The 20,709-nt window shown below is 42.1% G+C and carries 17 protein-coding genes and 1 pseudogene; all 18 read left to right on the top strand.

Annotated elements, in window-relative coordinates; all coding sequences use genetic code 11:
- The first annotated feature begins 24 nt into the window (after positions 1 to 24).
- The 18 genes and pseudogenes from ABNE31_RS04580 (at position 25) to ABNE31_RS04495 (ending at position 19,831) form a co-directional block, all read left to right on the top strand.
- Positions 25 to 1,272, top strand: coding sequence for a PAS domain-containing protein (locus ABNE31_RS04580; protein ID WP_349352526.1), 1,248 nt, complete (start codon positions 25 to 27; stop codon positions 1,270 to 1,272).
- Positions 1,244 to 1,633, top strand: a complete 390-nt coding sequence (locus tag ABNE31_RS04575; RefSeq protein ID WP_090293168.1) for a response regulator — start codon at positions 1,244 to 1,246, stop codon at positions 1,631 to 1,633. Before ABNE31_RS04580 ends, ABNE31_RS04575 begins: the two co-directional genes overlap by 29 nt.
- Before the next feature lie 627 nt (positions 1,634 to 2,260).
- Positions 2,261 to 2,899, top strand: coding sequence for a hypothetical protein (locus ABNE31_RS04570; protein ID WP_349352525.1), 639 nt, complete (start codon positions 2,261 to 2,263; stop codon positions 2,897 to 2,899).
- On the top strand, positions 2,896 to 3,753 hold the full coding sequence (locus ABNE31_RS04565) for a nucleotidyl transferase AbiEii/AbiGii toxin family protein (RefSeq protein ID WP_090293162.1): 858 nt from the start codon (positions 2,896 to 2,898) through the stop codon (positions 3,751 to 3,753). The genes ABNE31_RS04570 and ABNE31_RS04565 overlap by 4 nt, the downstream gene beginning before the upstream one ends.
- A 558-nt stretch (positions 3,754 to 4,311) precedes the next feature.
- Complete coding sequence (locus ABNE31_RS04560) at positions 4,312 to 4,815, top strand: pyridoxamine 5'-phosphate oxidase family protein (protein ID WP_349352524.1); 504 nt, start codon at positions 4,312 to 4,314, stop codon at positions 4,813 to 4,815.
- Between the two features lie 443 nt (positions 4,816 to 5,258).
- Positions 5,259 to 5,702 carry a GNAT family N-acetyltransferase gene (locus tag ABNE31_RS04555; protein WP_349352523.1) on the top strand — a complete coding sequence of 148 codons (444 nt, stop codon included), beginning with the start codon at positions 5,259 to 5,261 and terminating at the stop codon, positions 5,700 to 5,702.
- Between the two features lie 8 nt (positions 5,703 to 5,710).
- Positions 5,711 to 5,908 carry a 30S ribosomal protein S21 gene (gene rpsU / locus ABNE31_RS04550; protein ID WP_127140807.1) on the top strand — a complete coding sequence of 66 codons (198 nt, stop codon included), beginning with the start codon at positions 5,711 to 5,713 and terminating at the stop codon, positions 5,906 to 5,908.
- Between the two features lie 32 nt (positions 5,909 to 5,940).
- Positions 5,941 to 6,132 (top strand): hypothetical protein, encoded by a 192-nt coding sequence (locus tag ABNE31_RS04545; RefSeq protein WP_179383555.1) that lies wholly within the window; start codon positions 5,941 to 5,943, stop codon positions 6,130 to 6,132.
- A 39-nt stretch (positions 6,133 to 6,171) separates the two neighbouring features.
- Positions 6,172 to 6,978 carry a pyrroline-5-carboxylate reductase gene (proC, locus tag ABNE31_RS04540; protein ID WP_179383554.1) on the top strand — a complete coding sequence of 269 codons (807 nt, stop codon included), beginning with the start codon at positions 6,172 to 6,174 and terminating at the stop codon, positions 6,976 to 6,978.
- Between the two features lie 3 nt (positions 6,979 to 6,981).
- Entirely contained in the window at positions 6,982 to 7,752 is a 771-nt protein-coding gene (gene proB, locus ABNE31_RS04535) for a glutamate 5-kinase (protein WP_293281958.1), read from the top strand.
- A gap of 5 nt (positions 7,753 to 7,757) precedes the next feature.
- Positions 7,758 to 8,957, top strand: a complete 1,200-nt coding sequence (locus ABNE31_RS04530; protein WP_349352522.1) for a glutamate-5-semialdehyde dehydrogenase — start codon at positions 7,758 to 7,760, stop codon at positions 8,955 to 8,957.
- Between the two features lie 169 nt (positions 8,958 to 9,126).
- Positions 9,127 to 9,456: a YegP family protein gene (locus ABNE31_RS04525; RefSeq protein ID WP_179383551.1), complete on the top strand. Its 330-nt coding sequence runs from the start codon at positions 9,127 to 9,129 to the stop codon at positions 9,454 to 9,456.
- Between the two features lie 481 nt (positions 9,457 to 9,937).
- Positions 9,938 to 12,184, top strand: a complete 2,247-nt coding sequence (locus tag ABNE31_RS04520) for a DUF5723 family protein (RefSeq protein ID WP_349352521.1) — start codon at positions 9,938 to 9,940, stop codon at positions 12,182 to 12,184.
- 291 nt (positions 12,185 to 12,475) lie between these two features.
- The gene (locus tag ABNE31_RS04515; RefSeq protein WP_349352520.1) at positions 12,476 to 16,393 is read left to right on the top strand and encodes a T9SS type B sorting domain-containing protein; all 3,918 of its coding nucleotides are present in this window, start codon (positions 12,476 to 12,478) and stop codon (positions 16,391 to 16,393) included.
- A 13-nt stretch (positions 16,394 to 16,406) separates the two neighbouring features.
- Positions 16,407 to 17,351, top strand: a pseudogene (locus tag ABNE31_RS04510) (type IX secretion system membrane protein PorP/SprF).
- A gap of 24 nt (positions 17,352 to 17,375) precedes the next feature.
- The gene (locus tag ABNE31_RS04505; RefSeq protein WP_349352519.1) at positions 17,376 to 18,383 is read left to right on the top strand and encodes a hypothetical protein; all 1,008 of its coding nucleotides are present in this window, start codon (positions 17,376 to 17,378) and stop codon (positions 18,381 to 18,383) included.
- 214 nt (positions 18,384 to 18,597) lie between these two features.
- Positions 18,598 to 18,972: a hypothetical protein gene (locus tag ABNE31_RS04500; RefSeq protein ID WP_349352518.1), complete on the top strand. Its 375-nt coding sequence runs from the start codon at positions 18,598 to 18,600 to the stop codon at positions 18,970 to 18,972.
- 271 nt (positions 18,973 to 19,243) lie between these two features.
- Positions 19,244 to 19,831 (top strand): hypothetical protein, encoded by a 588-nt coding sequence (locus ABNE31_RS04495; protein ID WP_349352517.1) that lies wholly within the window; start codon positions 19,244 to 19,246, stop codon positions 19,829 to 19,831.
- The last annotated feature ends 878 nt before the right edge of the window (positions 19,832 to 20,709 follow it).

The following is a 20,709-nucleotide window of genomic DNA, read 5'->3' as shown; positions in this document are numbered from 1 at the left end:
AAAAATCGAACACAAATTGTGGGAATGGCATTTGAAGCCTTTATCCATGCATCCGATCAGGAAAAATTGGACCAAGTGTTGCCCAATCGACGTGGTTCGGGAAGAACTGATGGTATTGAAATGCGTATGTTGACCAAAAGCAATACGGAAAAATGGTTCATATGGTCAAGTACTGCCAATATGGACCATGAACTTGTATTGGCGGTCGCCAAGGATATCACTGACCAAAAGGAACTAGAGCATTCTTTAAGGATGTCAAACACCAGACTCAACCGGGCACATCGGATAGCTAAAATTGGATATTGGTATAGAAATTTCGATTCGGACCTTAGTGAGTGGAGCCCGGAAACCTATGGGATTTTTGGATATACCCCTGAAAATTTCCATCCGACCATGGAAAATGTCACCAAAGCCTTTCATCCAGAAGACCGATACCTTATCGAGGAAAGTCCCAACATCCATTTGGAACCAGGGGTCATTACGAAATTTGAACATAGGATCATCACCGGGGACGGGGCCGTTAAATGGGTGCACCAAGAAATCCAAATGGTCGTCGACGAATCCTCAGGGGAACCAATGCATATTGAAGGAACGGTCCGGGATATTACCCAAGAGAAGGAGTATGAGTTGCAATTAAGGATAAGTAGGGAACGGTTCCTTTTGGCCATGTCGGCCAGTAAGCAGGTCATTTGGGAACTTGACCATCGATCCAAAACCTTATTATATTGCCAAGTTTTGGACCGAGTGGAGGAACGAATAACCAAACAGCCCTTTGAAATTGAAAATGATTGGTTCAAAAGAATCCATCCAAAAGACAGGGAACATGTCTGGAATACCCTTGAAAACCATTTGTACGAGTCTGAAAAGAAGGATTGGGCCATCGAGTATCGGACCATATCCGAAAACGGCTCCATGGGATATGTACTAGATAGCTTTTATGTCCAGAGGGATGGCCGCAACAACCCTATTAAAACCATTGGTTCAGCAATGGATGTAACAGAGGCAAGGGAACAAATGGAAAAAATTAAGGGCCAAAACAAAATGCTTACGGAAATTGCCTGGCTGCAGTCGCATGCCATCCGTTCGCCCCTGACCAGGATTATGTCCCTTCTGATCCATCATAGAAGCTATGGAGAAGAAGTTTTCTCAACAAAGGACCTGTTGGATATCATTTCAACCTCCATTGATGAAATTGACCGTGAACTACATAAAGTAATAGAGATAACCAATAAAAATTTTCAAAATGGCCAAAGAAATATTATTGATCGATGACGATGCCATCACCAATTTTTTAAATCAAAATTTGATCGAACAGAAAATAAAGGGCATTCCCATTTCCATATTCTATAACGGTTTGGAAGGCCTTAAATATATCAAGAACAATCCAGACAAACACTATATCGTTTTTTTGGACATCAATATGCCCGTGATGAACGGCTGGGAGTTTATTGAAGCAGTGGACTCCCTAACGGTTGAAACAAACGTGGAGATTCATGTTTTGACGTCTTCCATAAACCCTGGGGATAGGGAAAGGGCCAATGGTTTGCCAAATGTTGATTCGTTCATTGAAAAACCGTTGGATGAACTTGCGATGGAGTCATTTATGGTGGCGAAGCTAAAAAAGCCACTTTGATTTCAGTATAAGGCCGTTCACGGATATATCCATACCCAGTGCTTTATGCAGTTTCCCTGCAAATACGGTATATGCGGTTTGCCTTATCTGTAGAGAAGTAACACCACAACACGGCATTTGGTTATTGCGCCTTTTTCATTTTCAATGAATAGCAAATGACACAAAAGATTGGCGTTTTGAATAAATAGCTTCGGTTTTATGTTTTAGGCATTATTTTCTGGAACCTTTAAATGTATTTTAGAGGTAAATTCATATTTCTGGATCATAATTTTACTTTGTCTAGGTGATTGACTTTAAAAATTGAGACCTTATTAACAACAATTAAATTGAATAGTTCCGTATTGTTTTTAACGAAATATTTTTCTTCTTCAACACTACCACAAATCGGCTCCTTGTACGGAAAGGTTATACAATTCTCAAAAAAGTATAGAATTGCTTTTTGTGAATCCCTTATGTTTCGCACGAAAGAGGAAATATCAAAACCAAGGACTTCGCTTTAAGCCATTGTAATAATTTAAGCATATAATCGGATAATATCCGATTATATGCTTGTTTTTTCGCATTAAATTGTTACATTTAAATACTTTAATCGGATATTTTCCGATTATCATATGCAAAAACAGCAATATGGATTTTAGAGCATTAGTAAAGGAATATGCCGAAGGCCCAATATCAAGGCACCTGATTCTGGCACTACTACATGAGTACCAAAGTCCGAACGATAAAATCAGTGAATTGATCAAAAACCAGGAGCTTATCTCCATTCGGAGAGGTCTTTATGTCATAGGCCCAAAAATAGACCTGCCGTCCCCCGAGCCTTTCTTGATCGCCAATCATCTCAGGGGGCCAAGTTATGTATCATTGGAATCCGCTCTGTCCTATTGGAACATGATTCCGGAGCGCTCCTATGAAATAAGTTCCGTGACCCTAAAAACTTCCAAAACCTATAAAACCCCTGTTGGGCGGTTCAGTTACCGACACTTAAAAACTCCCTATTATTCCTATGGCCTAAAAAATGTGGCATACTCCAGTAAACAAACAATCATCATTGCTTCTCCCGAGAAAGCCATATGCGACAAAATTGCCCTGACAGCAGGTATCAATCTTAGAAGTATCGGTCAAACCAGGGCATTGTTATTGGAAGATTTCCGAATGGACATCGAAGTACTGCGTACATTGGATACAAAGACCATGGAAACTTGGATAGAAAATGCACCAAAAAAAAAAAGTTTAAAAATCCTCATCCAAACCCTAGTTGCATTATGATCAAAGAATGGATTGCTGAATATGACCCAAAAAATGAAGAAGAGATACTGTCCGCATTGCGTGAAATCATGCAGGAAATTACCCTCGCAGGTCTTTCAAGAACCGATTTTTACGAGAAGGCTGCTTTTTATGGGGGTACCGCACTGCGCATCTTTTATGGCCTTGATCGATTTTCAGAGGATTTGGATTTCTCCCTACTACAACCTGACCCCAATTTTTCCATTGAGCCCTATTTCAAAGCCATTGTGGATGAATTCAAATCATTGGGGCTCAATGTCAGCATAAAGGAAAAACAAAAAGCTGAAAAGTCCTCGATCGACTCCGCTTTCCTGAAAGCTGAAACCATATGGCAAGAAATTGTATTGGAGGACATTATCAAAGAAACCGGGGTCCGTTCAAACAAGACCCTGAAAATTAAAATAGAAGTGGACCGAATGCCCCCTCTAAATTTCAACACCGAAGAAAAACTGCTACTTCGTCCATTTTCCTTTTATGTGAAATGTTTTACCCCACCAAGCCTATTTGCAGGAAAAGTCCACGCCCTACTTTTCAGAAAGTGGAAAGATAGGGTAAAGGGAAGGGACTGGTATGATCTGGAATGGTACATTAAAAAGGGTATTGAATTGGACACAAATCACTTTTTGGCAAGAGCCAAAGATACGGGTGACTGGAAAGAAGACAGCATTTCACCTGAAGATGTCATGGAATTGCTCCATAAAAAAATCGAATCCGTTTCATTTAAAAGTATCAAAGAAGATGTTGTAAGGTTTATTAAAAATGATGATGTTTTAAGTATTTGGAGCCCTGAATATTTCAATGATTTAATAGAGAAAATCAAATTTGGGAATACCTGATATACAAAATATTTAGAGGAATTGTAAAAATTAAAAGGGCACTTTAATGGCTTAAAAAGAATCAAAAAAATTAGTTCCAAAAAAAGATTTCATATGTACATATATACAATACAAAACAGATAATTCAATCCATATTGAAACCAAAACCCTATTTCAGATCAAAATCCATCATTTTTTATGTTAAAAAGGTTAAAATTTGTTAAAAGGTGAGCAATTCGGTGCCTCTCAATAATGACCCTCCAGGAAGCCCTGAAAAATGGGCTATTTTGGCAAAAAGTTCGAGTCCCGTCCAGACCGCAAAAAGCTCCGAGAAATCGGAGCTTTTTTGGTTTTTGCCCCCATCACTTAGCTTTTTCTTTCCCCTATTATTTTGTCGTTATTCACTTTCCTATCAAAAATTAATGGATACCGTTAACCTTCCTCGCTATTGAGCTAAGCTAAACCGAGTCAACACCTTATATTTCATGTAATGAAAATGGATTTGCCCGACGCAAAATGTTTTTGTAGCAGCATTTCCTTGAACTGAAATGAAAAATAGAAATTAACACATACGAAAAAATGGATAAGAAGAATTATATGAACAACCCAGAAGGCCTGAGAAAAATCAGGACCATGATCGACGAACAAAAAACGGTAATGATGGCCAGTGACTTGGACAAAACACCTTTCTCCGTTTGCCCAATGACCATACAACAGATGGATGAAAAGGGTGACCTTTGGTTTTTTGTTTCCAAGAAAAGTGGCCTATTCAAAGACATTGAGAAGGATAACCGTGTTCAACTCTTGTATGCAGATGAAGATGATGACCAGTATATTTCCATATTCGGCAATGCAACACATATCATCGCGAAGCAAAAGAGAGAAGAATTATGGAATTCCCATTTGCTAAATTGGTTCAAGGGAAAGAATGATGAGGATTTGGCTCTGATCAGTGTGAATATGGACAACGCCTATTATTGGGACCATGAAAACGCCAAATTAGTTTCTTTCTTCAAAATTGGAAAAAGTGGTTCCGTAAAGGAGACATCCGAATCGGAAACAAAGGGTTTTGTAAATCTATAAGAGATAAGGTAGGAAAGATTGGACAATACTTTCGTGGAAGGTTTTGTGTATAAGAGAACCCATTTTGTTCATCATCTAAATCAAAGTGATAAAACAAAAGCAAATGACAACTATAACGTTTGCATAGGCGTAAAACGGTGCATGACGAACGTTAGAAAAAACATAAAGCCCAGTATTATTGGGATTTAAGGGCAGCATTGCTTACCTTTGCCCCGATGAACGTCAAGCTCCACGAGAGAAAAAATTGCAGGATTCTAAGTTTTCAATATCTGGTATTTCGAAACCAACCAGATAAATTCATTCCGCCTACCCTATAATTACCTTCCCATTTGGGGAGTAGCTCCGTAACCAAGGAAGTCCGCAAAGCAATATTTCCGGAATTCCTGTTGGCCCTATTTTAACCATTAACTAAAACTTAATCCATCATCGTTCAAAACAAAAGCATGGTAATCAAAACCTACGATGCCTATACTAGACTTTCTACCATGGAAGCTGACCGGTTTGCCAATTTTCTTTTTGATCATCAAGAAGGAAAAAAAGCCACCAAAAAAGCCATTAGAAAGGCTATCCAGTATTCCACCAAAGACATTCCTGGATTGGGAGGGTATGTTTTTGCCATGGAAGAGAAAGATGACATTTTGGGCTTGGCCGTTGTGAACAAAACAGGGATGGGCGATTATATCCCAGAAAATTTCTTGGTTTTCTTTGTGATTCACAGAGACCATCGCAACAACGATATCGAAAAAAAACTATTGGACTATACACTCCAATATTGCAAAGGGGATGTTGCCGTTCACATTACGGGTGAAAACCAGTATCCCAATAAAGAGTTTTTTGAAGACAAGGGGTTCAAAGCAACCCATTTAGAAATGAGATTGAACAGATAAATCAGTATATGTTAAAAATTGAAGTAAAACCAGGCGAAAGTATCGAACGAGCGCTCAAACGCTATAAGCGGAAATACCGTAACACCAAGCGTTTGGACCAAATTCGTGACCGCCAAGAATACACAAAAAAATCAGTAGAACGCCGAAAAACATTGAAAAAGGCACAATACAAGGAACAATTCCTGAACGAACAGGAAGACCAATAACATCAAAAACAAAAAGTATCAACAACAACAAAATGAGACTTTCAAGAATTAAAAGGGAAACCAGATATGAAAAGCGCTACAGCGTTAAAATGGGGGAGCTTACCACCCGTGTCACGTACATAAGAAGGTATATTATGGGGCTTCCCGTCCGCACTTTGCACCGCTATCGTTCCACGTATTATGGAAAGATTAAGGATTGCAAGGATTGCAATGTACTCGCATAACACCATTTTAATTTATTATATAACCCTTTAATAAAAACAATGAAAGTATTGGTTATTGGCGCAGGTAACATGGGACTTACCTATGCCACAGGTATGTCTAAATCCAAACTGTTGAAGAAACGCAACATTATGGTATTGGACAAGTCAAAAGAAAGACTCGAAGAGGTAGGTAAAATTGCCTATTTCGATGCCATTGATAAGATTGAGGACTGTGTACCACAGGCCGACATCATTTTTTTGGCCGTTAAACCCTATCATGCCGAAGAACTCTTCCAACGCATGAAGAAACTGGTGAATCCCGAGCAATTGTTCATTTCGATCATGGCAGGAGTCACCATTAACTATATTCAAGAAGCCTTGGGAATCAAAAAAGTGGTCCGTGCGATGCCCAATTTGCCCGCTCAGGTAGGTAAGGGTCTAACCAGCTACGTGTCCGCAGAGGAAGTTTCCCGTTTGGAGCTTTTTATGGTCGAAGGATTGTTGGACACCACGGGAAAATCGCTTCGGGTAAAAAACGAAAAGTTCATTGATGCCTCTACGGGTATTTCCGGTAGCGGTCCGGCCTACGTATTCTATTTTATGCAGAGCATGATGGAGGCCGCCCTACAAATGGGATTCTCAGAAAACGTTTCCAAGGTTTTGGTGAGCCAAACCTTTACCGGTGCGGTGGAATTGTTCAACCAGAACAACCTAAACCCCGACACCTGGATGGAGATGGTCGCCTCCAAAGGAGGAACCACTAGGGCTGCCTTGGATTCCATGGAAGACAACAATGTAAACGAATTAATCAAAGAAGCCGCCTTCGCAGCATTCGGTAGAGCTGTGGAACTTGGCGAAGAATACTAAACCATGTACAAAGAACTAGTGGTTATCAAAGTAGGTACCAATGTGATGACCAATAAAGATAATAGAATCGTAAGACCCGTGCTCAACAGCTTGGTACAGCAGATTGCCGAGCTATACGAGCGAGACATCATGACCATTTTAGTCTCCTCTGGATCGGTTATCGCCGGTAAAGAGGTGCTGGGAAAAGCCAAAATCAAGGATAAGACCCAACGACGACAGGTATATTCTGCCATTGGTCAACCCAGAATGATGCGGCACTATTACAACATTTTCAACGATTATGGTATGAAGTGTGCCCAAGTACTCCCCACCAAGAGGGATTTTAACCCTGGGGTGCATCGGGATAACATGATCAATTGTTTGGAAGGCCTCCTTTCCGAAGGAGTCATTCCCATAGCCAATGAAGACGATGCCGTATCCGTATCCATGTCCATGTTCTCGGACAATGATGAGCTGGCCACATTGCTGGCCCAGTTGATGAAAGCCGACAAATTGATTCTTATGACGGATATCGACGGTCTCTATGATGGACATCCCGAAAAGGAAGATTCCAAAGTCATAGGAAAAGTTGAGCCTAAAGAGGACTTGGACAAATACATAGAAGAAGGAAACAAGCAAGAAGGTGAAGGCCGTGGCGGTATGGGTTCAAAATTGAACTATGCCCAAAAAGCGGCAGCAGCCAACATACCTTCATACATCGTTAACGGAAAACGCGAAAACGTAATCTTGGATGTAATCGAAGGAAAGAACGTAGGAACAGAAGTTTCAAAATAACAGTAATGAAATTATTAAAAACAGATTTAAAAAATAAAGTATTACAGGACATGGAGCGCATTCTCGATGAAAATCGGGACGAACTGCTCCAAGCCAACAAAAAAGACCTCGACGCCTTTAATCGGGACGACCAAGCCTTGTACGATCGCTTGGTAGTGGACCAAAAGAAGGTAGACCAAATGATTCAGGCGGTAAAAGAGGTACGCCTACAAGATGACCCCGTGAACAAGGAAATTTCCACAAGGGAATTGGACAACGGGCTTAAAATCATCAACAGAACGGCACCCTTTGGTACCATCATGATCATTTATGAGTCCCGTCCCGATGTGACCGTGGAAGCGGCCGTACTAGCCTTTAAGGCAAACAATAAGATTTTGCTCAAAGGAGGTAAGGAAGCCTACCATAGCAACAAGGCTTTGGTCAAGTTTTGGCACCAAGCCCTCACCGAGAATGGCTTGTCCAAGGATTTTATCCAGTTCTTGGAAATGGACAGGACCCAAACTCAGGATTTTTTACGAAATCCAGACCAAGATCTGGACCTTATCGTACCCCGTGGCGGTGAACGCTTGATCGCTTTTGTAAAAGAACACGCCAAGTGCGCCGTACTGATTAGCGGAAGGGGAAACAATTTCCTTTATGTACACAAAGAAGCGGATTGGGAAAAAAGTTTGAAAGTGATCTTGAACGCAAAGACCCACAAGATTTCTGCCTGTAATGCATTGGACAAAATTTTGATGGATACCCAGATCGATGGGTATGAAGATAAGTTGAAAGAACTACAGAAGGTCTTAACTGCCAACAATGTTTCCATAACGGTAGATGATGAAGTCAAAAAAACGTTGACCAACGAAGATACCATAACCGATGAAGCTATCTGGCAAGAGGAATTTTTGGCCATGAAGTGTGTTATCGGTGCCGTGGACAATATTGACAAGGCTATTGCTAAAATCAATAAAAATTCAGGTGGACACTCCGCTTCCATCATGACAGAGAACAATGAAGTGGCCAGAACCTTCATGGAGAATATAGACTGTGCCGCTGTGTACCAGAATGCCTCCACCCGATTCACCGATGGAGGTCAAATGGGCGTTGGGGCAGAACTGGCCATCAGCACCGATAAATTGCACCACAGAGGTCCATTGGGTCTCAAGCAATTGGTCACCAACAAATACTATGTATTTGGGGATGGACAGATTAGGGTGTAAACCCAACCTAAAATGATGTAAAAGGAGGCAAATTGCCTCCTTTTTTTATGGATTGCTCTGAATCAATATTCTCAAAAAGGGAAAAAGCTTGGTCAATCATCATTTTTCATTGTATTTATTGGTCATTTTTTAAGAAAATCTCTAGATTTAGTTCATAAAACAAATAAGTATGGGAAAATTTGAGATTAAAACCGATAAATCCGGAAAGTTCAGGTTCAATTTGAAGGCCGGGAACGGACAGGTAATTTTGAGCAGCCAAGGGTACTCTTCCAAAGCCGCTTGCGAAAACGGAATCGATTCTGTGAAAAAACATGCGCAGGACGATGATAATTTTGAAAGAAACAAGGCAAAGGACGGAAGTCCATACTTTAACCTGAAAGCATCCAACGGTCAGGTTATCGGAAATAGTGAAATGTATTCCAGCGAATCTGCCATGGAAAATGGTATTGCCTCCGTCAAAAAAAATGCTCCTGACGCATCTGTAGAAGAAGTTTCTTAAAAACAAAGTCATACTTTACATCACAAAAAACAGCTCGATCGGGCTGTTTTTTTTGTGCTTATTTTTCATCCGTCAGATCAGAAGGGCCATCCGTCAGATCGGAAGGGGCATTCGTCAATTGGCCACAATTTTTTCAAACTTTCGATTGTATGTTTGTATCGCATTTAAGCGTTAGTGCATATTGATAAGCAAGGTCAATATAACGCATGCACATATAGCAATTCACTTTTGACGACTGATAGTCATAAAAGTGTTTAGTTTAGTTGAGGTTTCCGTTACGCCAAGGAATCGAAAGATTCCTTGGTTGTAATGGTTTTTTTGTTTGTTCCCTATCCACATCATCAGAGTAGGAAAAATCCTGTCCAAATCTGCATCCGTCAGATCAAACCCCCCATCCGTTAATTGGCACCCTTTGCGTATTGCTATTTGTATTCTCTTTGTTCCATTAACAAGGTGAACAACCAATAGCAATACATAAACGATGAGAAATAAAATGATGTTTTCAGGAAAGATATTAGCAGGTCTTTTCTTGATACTAACAATGCAAAAGGCACAATCCCAATCCTACTCGGGATTTTTGGAAGACAACTACAACGGGGTGCATGGAATTCTTTCCAACCCTGCTAACATTGCGGACTCCCGTCTAAAGTTGGACGTGAACCTGGTCGGGGTCAGTGCCTTTTTTGGCAACGATTATTTGGGAGCCAATTTGGGCGATCTATTCCGGGATTTTGAAAATACCTTCGATGAAGCGAGCAAAACCCCAAAAAACAATAACTTCTTGGCCGCCAATTTGGACATCCTCGGACCAGCGACCATGTTGAGCATGTCGCAAAAACACTCCATAGCCGTTTATACCAGAGGACGCATCTTTTTAAATATTGATGATGTCAACGGAAATACCATCGATAAGGAGGGTGGCTTTAACGAGAACGAGGACTTCTTTGTGAACGAGGGTAACATCTCTGGCCAACTGAACCTTTGGACAGAAATAGGTGCCACTTATGCCCGTGTGCTGTCCAACAAAGAAGAACACTTTTTTAAAGGAGGTCTTACCGTTAAGTACCTTTCCGGAATACGCCATAATTACATCAACGGTTCGGACATTAGCTTGGATTATAATGCAGCCCCAAGGCAAATAACCACCACAGGTCAGTTAACACAGGGCAGGGATTTTTCGGAAGGCAGTGATGTATTGGACGACCTTTTGAGTTTTAGTTCCTCATCGGGTTTTGGAGCTGACCTCGGACTGGTTTACGAATGGCGTCCCGACCATGCCAAATACACCCTAATGGATGCCAATGGCAATCCAAAACCCAACAGAGGGGTTAATAAATACAAGCTCAAATTAGGGCTTTCCATTACCGATATAGGCCGTATCAACAACGAAAACGGCGAGGAAGAAACCTATGATTTGAACGCTACCCAAGATGTGGACAATTTCGATGGCCTAGATCTGGATGAAGCATTACAGGAAAACTTTGCCACCATTGGCGCAACAAGGGTATCGGCACCAAGTGCCCTACCAACCGCGCTACATGCCAATGCCGATTGGAATGTGGGTTCAAAATTCTATCTAAATCTCAATACAGATCTCTCGCTTCGTGAGCGAAATCGAATCAACACCGCACATGTCATCAATCAAGTATCACTTACACCAAGATTGGAAACCGCATGGTTGAGTATTTATTCACCTATCAGTCTCATGCAAGGCATAGGTCTTAGATGGGGTGCTGGTCTAAGAATGGGACCTTTCTACCTTGGATCAGGCTCTGTGCTCACCTCCTTCCTGGGTCAAACCAGAACCATCGATGCCTTTGCCGGAGTAAAGGTACCCATCTATCAAGCTAAGTTACGGGATAGGGACAACGATGGCATCTTTAATCAAGAAGATGCATGCCCAGATGTGCCAGGACCAGTGGACAACCAAGGTTGCCCTTGGCCGGATACTGATAAAGACGGTGTTTTGGATAAAGACGATTCATGTGTAGATCAGCCCGGACCTGTAGAGAATAATGGTTGTCCATGGAAGGACACCGACGAGGACGGTATTTTGGACAAAGACGATAGCTGCCCCAATGAAGCAGGGCCAGCAGAAAATCAAGGTTGTCCTTGGAAAGATACCGATAACGATGGGATTCTTGACCATAACGACAACTGTCCTGAAACACCAGGTTTAGCTGAGTTTGATGGATGCCCCGATACCGATGGTGATGGTATTATGGACAAAGAAGACCGCTGTCCTAACGAAGCAGGAAGTTTGGAAAATAAAGGATGCCCTGATACCGATGGCGACACCTTGGTGGATGTGGACGACGAATGTCCAAACGTAGCCGGACCGTTTAGCAATAACGGATGTCCAGAAGTAACCCAAGAAATTCAAAAGCAATTGAACGACTATGCCCGCACCATTCTGTTCGATACAGGAAAGGCTACCATCAAAACCGAATCTGTATCCGTTATGGTGGACATTATCCAAATCCTGAACGAATATCCCACCACCAAATTCACGGTTGAAGGCCATACCGATAGCGTGGGAAGCAGCGAAAGCAACCAAAAACTGTCCGAGGCAAGGGCAAAAGCGGTGCTGGAGTTCTTGATCAACGAAGGAATTTCCAGCACTAGATTGACCGCCATCGGATTTGGAGAGGACAAACCGATTGCAACCAATGATACCCCAAGCGGAAGAAAACAGAACAGAAGGGTAGAAATCAATTTGATCAAATAGGATAAGCTCACAAAACAAGAACCAGGTTTGGTGTAATGCTTACGTTCTTGAATAAGTGGGTCAAGACCGTCAGGAAAATTACTGACGGGCTCCTTTTACAAGAATAAACCTACAAAAACCGCAAATTTAAAAAAGGTCGATTTTCTCATCCGTTGATCCAGAATGGGCATCCGTCAATTCAAAAGACCCATAGATCAATTGGCACCCAAAAATGCAGATCATAGTGCTTTACTTTATACTACCAAATCTATATCCTGTCCTTACCCCAACAGGAGCATAAACTTAACGCTTATGATAAGACTTCTACTTAACCACTTTTTTAATGCACTGAAATCACTTCAGGTGCAGACCTCGTTTATGGTTAATCCTGCAAGAACCAAATCAGTAGTAAGTTTTGTTCTGTTGATGGGATTAATGTCCAACACTTCGATATTTGGTCAAACAGAAGTTGATACATGGTATAGTGCGGACCGTGCTGTGAATAGCGCCCCGCTGCCTAACGGACAATTACAACTATTTACACCATTGGCCCCGGCAGATGGAACTCCTGTCACTTGGTGGTACGATCTCGTCGACTTTAATGATCCAGATAAACAGGATGCCGTTCAACATCCTTCAAATGTATTGAATTTCCTGCTACCCCATCCAGACGGATTCGAACACTCTTTTGGATCACCATCATTCTTGACACCAGTAGGATCAGCTCCCGGAGTACCAACGCTAAGGAGAAACCACATGAACTTTAACCCATCTATTGAATTTGATGGAAGCGGAGTTGGAGACGGATTATACCTACGTCCAATTTCAAGAGGAGAAATAACCCTATTTATTGTATTTCAGGCACAAGGAGCTGGAAATACGGCTGAAACCCAACGACTATTATTTGGTGGAGATATCGAAAACCATCATTCATCCACAACCAATATTTCTGTGGGAATAGCAGACGGGAACAGGTTTTCAGTCGGAAGAACATGGGATGGAGACGGCGGCGGATGGTTTCAATCCGGTAGTGTGGATTTGTTAGGAGCACCAACTATCGGCACTATGATTAGGGATGTAGATACCGATGGCTCCCAACAAGATGAACGCTTTATGTCCTTTGTAAATGGCCTAGCCGATATTGATGAGCTAAGGATTCACTCCAGAGCTGAACAAAATCTATACCTCTATAATAGTTTAGGCAAGCACTTCAATAGTAATGATTCAAATAGGAACCTTACAGGAAATATAGCTGAAGTTCTTTTGGCTGATGGTCCCTTGGATGCAAGTAATAGAGCTAGGGTAGAAAGCTATTTAGCCATAAAATACGGGATTACCCTTAATAGGGCGGGACAATTGGGAAGTATCGATGGAAATTTAGGCTATCCATACCTAGCCGCAGATGGAACAGTAATTTGGGATCCAACCCTAAATTCCAACATTTATAAATTTGATATTGCAGGTTTAGGTCGTGATAGATACCAAGATAACAATGGTAGTAATCCAGATTTGAGATATAACCTGCACCAGCGCATTTCCAAAAGTGTGAATGCACAGGCTATTGTTACCATGTCCAACAACACCGATTTCATAGGTGACAATTTGGAACAAACTAGGCCTATTATAGATAATACCACATCGTCTGGGGAGTCATTGACAACCACATCATATTTACATAATTACCTGATTTGGGCAAGTGATAGGGGAAGTGTAAACCAAACCGCAGTAGAATTGCCCACAGGATACTCCGTCCGTATAGAACGGGAATGGCAAATCCAAAAAACAGTGTCTCCCGGAGGAGTTGACCCCATAAACAATGTCAGTGTTCGGGTAGACCTTTTGGGTTCAGATATGCTTTCCAACCCCAACTGTGGCACTTTAGTGCTCCTTATAGATAATGATGGTGATGGCGACTTTCTCACGGGCACTTTGACGTCCATCCCCGCCACTAGCGTAGATGGCGCCAACAATGCCTATTTTGATAACGTAACCTTTGAGCACACACAGGTCTTTACCATAGCTTTTTTGGATGATGAGGACCCTACTGCTAGCGATCAAGTATCAACAGTTTGCGATACCCCTCCTGCTGTGGATCCTGATGTCATAGACGATGAAACGGACAATTGTGGTATTGCTTCTGTTACATTTATATCAGAAACAACAGACAATCTTTCCAATCCAGAAACCATAGTAAGAACCTATCGCGTAACCGATATTTACGGCAATTTCATAGACGTAACACATACCATATACGTCTATACTTCACCGGTAGTAGATGAACCTGCTGATGTCTCTGCATGTAACTCTTATGTGTTACCACCGCTCACCACAGGCTCCTACTTTACTGGAAGTGGCGGTACCGGAACTCCGTTATCCGCAGGAGATGTTATTACCAGTACCCAAACCATCTATGTGTACGCCGCAACAGGACCAGTACCGTGCACAGATGAGCATAGTTTCACCGTCAACATCGACGGGGCCAACGAGGCCGGAACCCCCACAGACCTCGCACTCTGTGAAGGGGACGCCACCGCCTACGACCTCTCCGCACAGCTCGCCGGTGAGGACGCAGGGGGAACATGGACCGACGTGGACGACGCTTTCGGCAACGGGGCCAACTCCGTGGTAGCCGACCCCGCCAACATGGACTTCAACGCCATAGCACCGGGAACCTACCGATTTACCTATACCGTATCCTCGACAGGGGCATGCCCCGACGACTCCGCAACCGTGGAGGTCAACATCGACGGGGCCAACGAGGCCGGAACCCCCACAGACCTCGCACTCTGTGAAGGGGACGCCACCGCCTACGACCTCTCCGCACAGCTCGCCGGTGAGGACGCAGGGGGAACATGGACCGACGTGGACGACGCTTTCGGCAACGGGGCCAACTCCGTGGTAGCCGACCCCGCCAACATGGACTTCAACGCCATAGCACCGGGAACCTACCGATTTACCTATACCGTATCCTCGACAGGGGCATGCCCCGACGACTCCGCAACCGTGGAGGTCAACATCGACGGGGCCAACGAGGCCGGAACCCCCACAGACCTCGCACTCTGTGAAGGGGACGCCACCGCCTACGACCTCTCCGCACAGCTCGCCGGTGAGGACGCAGGGGGAACATGGACCGACGTGGACGACGCTTTCGGCAACGGGGCCAACTCCGTGGTAGCCGACCCCGCCAACATGGACTTCAACGCCATAGCACCGGGAACCTACCGATTTACCTATACCGTATCCTCGACAGGGGCATGCCCCGACGACTCCGCAACCGTGGAGGTCAACATCACCATACAGCCCGATGCAGGGGACGACGGGGCCATGACCATATGTGAGGGGTCATCAGTGACCGCCGCGGACCTTTTCGCACAGCTCGGGGGAACACCCGATGTCGGGGGGACCTGGACACCAGCACCCGCAGGACCAGGGGTCTATACCTATACCGTGGCGGCCAATGGCAATTGTTCAACTTCTGCAATGGCACAGGTTACTGTTATTGAAGAAAACATAGGTGCCTTTGTAGAACCCGTTTACACTTGTGAGGGCGGCAATTCAATCAGCAATTCGATTTTGGTGACACTTGCTGACCCCTCCATAGCGGACAACCTTATGTATGCACTGGATTCCACAAATCCCAACGATTTTGTATTGAATCCTGACTTTTTCAATATAGGTGCAGGGGAGCATACTTTATTTATAATGAGCAATAGTGGATGTTTGTTCGATTTTGCTTTCACAATAGACACAATAGACCCATTGCAGCTATCACTTTCTAGTGAAAGTATAAATCAAATAACCGCCAATGCAACGGGAGGCACAGTTCCCTACACCTACTATTTCGAAGATGAAAATGGTACAACTGCGAACACCTATACCATTGACAGGAACGGAGCTTTCTTTGTCAGGGTAGTGGACAGTAACGGTTGTGAGGCCATAGCTACCATTACTCTCAATTTAGTAGACATTTCCATTCCAAATTTCTTTACTCCAAACAATGATGGGCAAAACGATTTTTGGAAACCTAGAAATACTGAAGGCTTCCCTGATATTGAAACTTACATTTTTGATCGATATGGAAGGAAAATATGGATTATAGGACCTCTTGACCAAGGTTGGGACGGCACCTACGAATCCAGACCTCTTCCATCTGGGGACTACTGGTACATTGTTAGATTGAACGATGGCACAGGTCGTGAATATGTAGGGAATTTCACCCTATACCGTTAAACAGAAAAATACAATGAGAAAAACTCTAGTCTATGCAATGTTGATGAGCACTATATACACATACGGACAAGAATTGACCATCCCGCAGTTGTCACAATATTTAGCGGACAACCCCTTTATCATGTCTCCCGCTTATGCAGGCATCGGAAACTATGTAAAGGTTCGGATGAACGGACTCACATAGTGGGTGGGTATCAGGGATGCTCCCGATACCCAGTCCCTATCCGCAGATGTTCGACTTGGAAACAGGTCTGGTATTGGATTATTGATGTATAATGATTCCAACGGCGAAACCAAGCAAAGAGGGGCGAAAATCGCCTTTGCCCATCATTTGACTTTAGACAAGTATGAGGGAAATTATCTTTCGCTTGCCCTTTCGTTTAACCTGAACCAATTTCGTATTGATATTGAGAACTTTGAGGATAATACTGATCTTGCGGTGACGGACGACCGCGCTTCCAGCAATCCCAATTTTGATCTTGGTGCCTTATACCGTAGGGGTGAATTTTATTTGGGCCTTAATGTATCCAACATTTTCAATAAAGACTTTAATAAGTTCAATCCCATTCTAGAACCCAATACCTTAAGAAATTATTACCTCTATTCTGGATATAGCTTTAGAAAAAGTAAAAGAGCGGACTTTGAAATTGAACCTTCCATTTTCTTTCAATACTTTGAAAGTGATGGTAGGTCCGTAACAGATTTAAATACCAAATTTAAATGGTATGACTTCCTAGACTATTATTATGCCGGCTTTACCTATCGTTTTTTGAACGATCAACTGGGGAGCCCACTTTATGTAGCTCCAATGATCGGTCTCAAAAAAGGGGACTTCTACTTTGGTTATAGCTATCAAATCATAGCCAACGAAATTTTGGGGTACTCCCAAGGAACCCATGTAATCACCGTGGGTGTTGATTTATTCCAAGGGATTTCAAATTGCTCCTGTACCTATTAAACAAACTCTTAAAAATTTCAGCATATGAAAAAGATTATTAAAAATTTCAGCATTGCCCTCTTAACAGTTTCTATCTTATTTTTATCCTCTTGCAGTAAAGATGAGAGTCCTTTTGGACCATCTTCCAGCGATGCGCCAGTCACACTAAGTAGCAAGTCTATCGATACCTTGGTTTACGCAAAGGTTGGAAATGCAGCTATACCTGTTTACATAGCAATACCCGAAGATTGTGATATGGAAGATTATCCCGCGGTTATGGTGCTTCATGGATCAGATGGCATGTGGTTAGACCATGATACTAGCACAGGTAAAATGTCAGGTCAATTTAACGAATGGAAAAAACTTCTGAACAACAACTGCATTTTTGCGGTTTTTGTTGACAGTTATTCCGGACGCGGCGTTCAAACACGAACAGGAAAATGGACTACCGCCCCAGATAACTTTAAAATAAGTTCCCAATTTATTCGGCCAAGGGATGCCAATGCTGCGCTACGACTATTGCAGGAAATGAAGTTCAGCAACGGCAAACCTGTAATCCGTAGCAACCAGATTGCCTTAGTGGGTTTTTCGGATGGTGCAAGTGCCGTAGCATCTACTTTATACAATATCGATACCACTCCTGATGGATGGCAATGGATCCAAACCTTTGATGGAAAAGTCTACGACACCAACTCCGGAGTAATACCCCCAGAGCCAAAACCCGAAACCGGGTTTGCTGGTGGTATTTTCTATTATGGCGGCTCTGGAGCCTATAATTATTGGGGCAAAAGTCCATGTAGCGATGATGCGGCAGAGGGCAACATATTTCAGCCCTACGCTCCAATGCTCTATCAAGTTCCATCAGAGGGATACTTGAGCGAGAACACACTTTGTCAGGTTGCTCTTTTGAAAGAAAAAGGACTACCAGTGGAAGTAAGGGTCTATCAAGGCGTAGGCCATGGTTTTGACTTTGATAAAGTGGAACAGAGTGAACTGGCAAGAGCTGTATCCATACAATGGTTAAAACAACTTTTTGCCAACCTTGAAGATTAATACAAACCACATATTTATATATACGAAGCGTCAAATAGGGAACATTACTGAATTTCAATCTCAAGAAACTAGCTTTTTGGAACCACAAGGCGATAGGGAACACTAATATTACTGTTGGCCGCCTTTTGAAAAGCTAGCAAATCATCCTCATAACAAAAATGAATGAACGGCCTGGGGCCAAAAAAAAGTCAGAACACCTGAAAAATGAGTTGATATGAGAGACAACTTTCTTGAAAAATGGATTTTGGATTTGGTAAAATCCGAACATGAGTACGGAAACATCCCGAATCACGCCACCTACAGATTAAGGGAGCGATTGCACGATTTTATCGAAGTGACCATTGAATGGATGGATTATGAAGAAAATAACCATAAAATAGTTTACCATGCCCGATCGTATGGTAGAAACAAAATTGGAGCCACGGTAGACCCAATGGAAGATTCCATTTTTGAACTGGAAAACTATTATACATTGGAAATACACACCTATATAAACCATGTTAAAAGGAATTATAGCACTCGAAAGATTGCAAATTATGATGTGATGGGTGTTGTTAGACAGTTGGAAAAGACAGCAAACAAAAAATAAGGCCCCTTAGAAGGCATATTTGATGAAATTGGAGTGTATTTCATCGATAAAAACTCACGCTTAATCGATGATTTTGTATCCGTCAATTCAAAAGGGCCATCCGTCAATTGGTGGGGCAAAGTGTACTTTTTTATTTGTTACTTGGTATCAGGAAAATTCCCAAATTCTTAAAATAAAACCTGTTATGCATCTATTAACCATTTTTTGGACACTTATTTGTGCCTTCGCCATTATTGGATATCCCATTTATCTTTTACATAAATCCTCATCCATGATGAAGGATCATCATGATAACTGCATACCGTCGGAACCCAATACGGTAGAACTACTATCGTTTGACATAAAAGAACAACTGCCAGGCTGGTCCTTTAGCTTGGATGTCCCACAATTAACCGAAGAGATACTACGTAAAAATCCAATTCTTTTTTATTTGGAATCGGATAAAGATTGTTTAAAGCTTCCTTTGAACAATGCCTCCATGGGCTACATGGCCAATGTGTACAAAAATGTTGGAAAAGTCTACGTCACCTTTAAGTCCATAAAGGATGGAGTTTCCAACTATTATGTTCCTGCCTCACATTTAAAAAGGCTTAAAGTATTGATTATCAAATCGAAGGATGAGCGCATATGTGGTAACCAATCCGCATCGCCAAGCAAAACGGTAATGCACAACAGTATGACCAAGGCAGGAATCAATATCAACGATTACGAAGATGTTTTGGGGTATTTCAGCAACATTGCCTCGATAGATTTTAAAGGGCATTTCATATCAAAAGTCCCTAAACGAAATAAAGTCCAAAGAAAGCCCATGAAGCCTGTAGCCGCTATAAAAAAAGACGAATTATATGCTACGGTTTGAAAAACTATCTTTTAGTGTTCTCCTGTTAATGTAAAGTGGGGTTCCTCCCCTATTGGAACCCCATTTTACCACTAAAAAGCCATGTGAAAAATGAGCCAAAAATTGCATCCGTTGACTGGGAAGGGCCATCCGTCAGATCAGAAGGGGCATTCGTCAATTGACCGCATTTTTTTTATAAAAACCGAAGTAGCTTTATCGAAGATTTAAAAACAAACATATGGGCTGTAGCTGAACTGTAAAGTTCCTGTCTTCGGTTCTGGCGATGGAGACAGTACAGCCCAAAAAATATAATTATTAAGCATTATTACACACTAACCAAAACTCACCATTAGTATTTTCTTCAGCTGAGAGCAAGTATGGGGTTATGCTGCGTAACAGTTAAAAAAGAGAAAAGAAAGTGGTGAGTCCTTTTTAGGACAGTTTTAGTAATGCAGTTTTTTGAAAAATACAACTATCCCAATTCAAATTGTATTATTCTTCCCCCAAAATGCTTATTTTAATTGGTTAAAAAGCATACTAACATGTAACCAATCAAGGGTTTACACATAAAATAAGCTCTGTAGATGATTTACAGCCGAGCAAGTAAGTGACTCGACTTTGCTGTTTACGCACTAAAGCAATGGTAATAGAATGCTGCGAGAGAAATGAATAGTCCGAATTAATTGCATGCTTAAAAAATTAAATATAGAAAAATAATTTAATTCTTACAATACCTGAAAGAAATATAATCAACTCACTTGGAGTCATTAACCTTGTAACTCCCTTTTTTGCTGAATGATTGCGGCCACACATATAAACAGACCCTCCTGCACACAAGGCTTTCTTGTTGTTTCATTTGCTCGTTTATTCCCGATTAAACCCTTCAAGACTCTATGCCG

Origin of the sequence: Flagellimonas sp. MMG031 (assembly GCF_040112705.1) — a bacterium.
Taxonomy (GTDB): Bacteria; Bacteroidota; Bacteroidia; order Flavobacteriales; family Flavobacteriaceae; genus Flagellimonas.
This window is presented reverse-complemented; position numbering and strand designations above follow the sequence as displayed.

Bases quoted from the DNA above. Each gene is read 5' to 3' on its own strand.
- ABNE31_RS04560 (WP_349352524.1), top strand. From the start codon at position 4,312: ATGGATAAGAAGAATTATATGAACAACCCAGAAGGCCTGAGAAAAATC.
- ABNE31_RS04580 (WP_349352526.1), top strand. From the start codon at position 25: ATGGCATTTGAAGCCTTTATCCATGCATCCGATCAGGAAAAATTGGAC.
- ABNE31_RS04500 (WP_349352518.1), top strand. From the start codon at position 18,598: ATGAGAGACAACTTTCTTGAAAAATGGATTTTGGATTTGGTAAAATCC.
- ABNE31_RS04495 (WP_349352517.1), top strand. From the start codon at position 19,244: ATGATGAAGGATCATCATGATAACTGCATACCGTCGGAACCCAATACG.
- rpsU (WP_127140807.1), top strand. From the start codon at position 5,711: ATGTTAAAAATTGAAGTAAAACCAGGCGAAAGTATCGAACGAGCGCTC.
- ABNE31_RS04525 (WP_179383551.1), top strand. From the start codon at position 9,127: ATGGGAAAATTTGAGATTAAAACCGATAAATCCGGAAAGTTCAGGTTC.
- ABNE31_RS04505 (WP_349352519.1), top strand. From the start codon at position 17,376: ATGAAAAAGATTATTAAAAATTTCAGCATTGCCCTCTTAACAGTTTCT.
- ABNE31_RS04515 (WP_349352520.1), top strand. From the start codon at position 12,476: ATGATAAGACTTCTACTTAACCACTTTTTTAATGCACTGAAATCACTT.
- ABNE31_RS04575 (WP_090293168.1), top strand. From the start codon at position 1,244: ATGGCCAAAGAAATATTATTGATCGATGACGATGCCATCACCAATTTT.
- proB (WP_293281958.1), top strand. From the start codon at position 6,982: ATGTACAAAGAACTAGTGGTTATCAAAGTAGGTACCAATGTGATGACC.
- ABNE31_RS04555 (WP_349352523.1), top strand. From the start codon at position 5,259: ATGGTAATCAAAACCTACGATGCCTATACTAGACTTTCTACCATGGAA.
- ABNE31_RS04520 (WP_349352521.1), top strand. From the start codon at position 9,938: ATGAGAAATAAAATGATGTTTTCAGGAAAGATATTAGCAGGTCTTTTC.
- proC (WP_179383554.1), top strand. From the start codon at position 6,172: ATGAAAGTATTGGTTATTGGCGCAGGTAACATGGGACTTACCTATGCC.
- ABNE31_RS04545 (WP_179383555.1), top strand. From the start codon at position 5,941: ATGAGACTTTCAAGAATTAAAAGGGAAACCAGATATGAAAAGCGCTAC.
- ABNE31_RS04565 (WP_090293162.1), top strand. From the start codon at position 2,896: ATGATCAAAGAATGGATTGCTGAATATGACCCAAAAAATGAAGAAGAG.
- ABNE31_RS04530 (WP_349352522.1), top strand. From the start codon at position 7,758: ATGAAATTATTAAAAACAGATTTAAAAAATAAAGTATTACAGGACATG.
- ABNE31_RS04570 (WP_349352525.1), top strand. From the start codon at position 2,261: ATGGATTTTAGAGCATTAGTAAAGGAATATGCCGAAGGCCCAATATCA.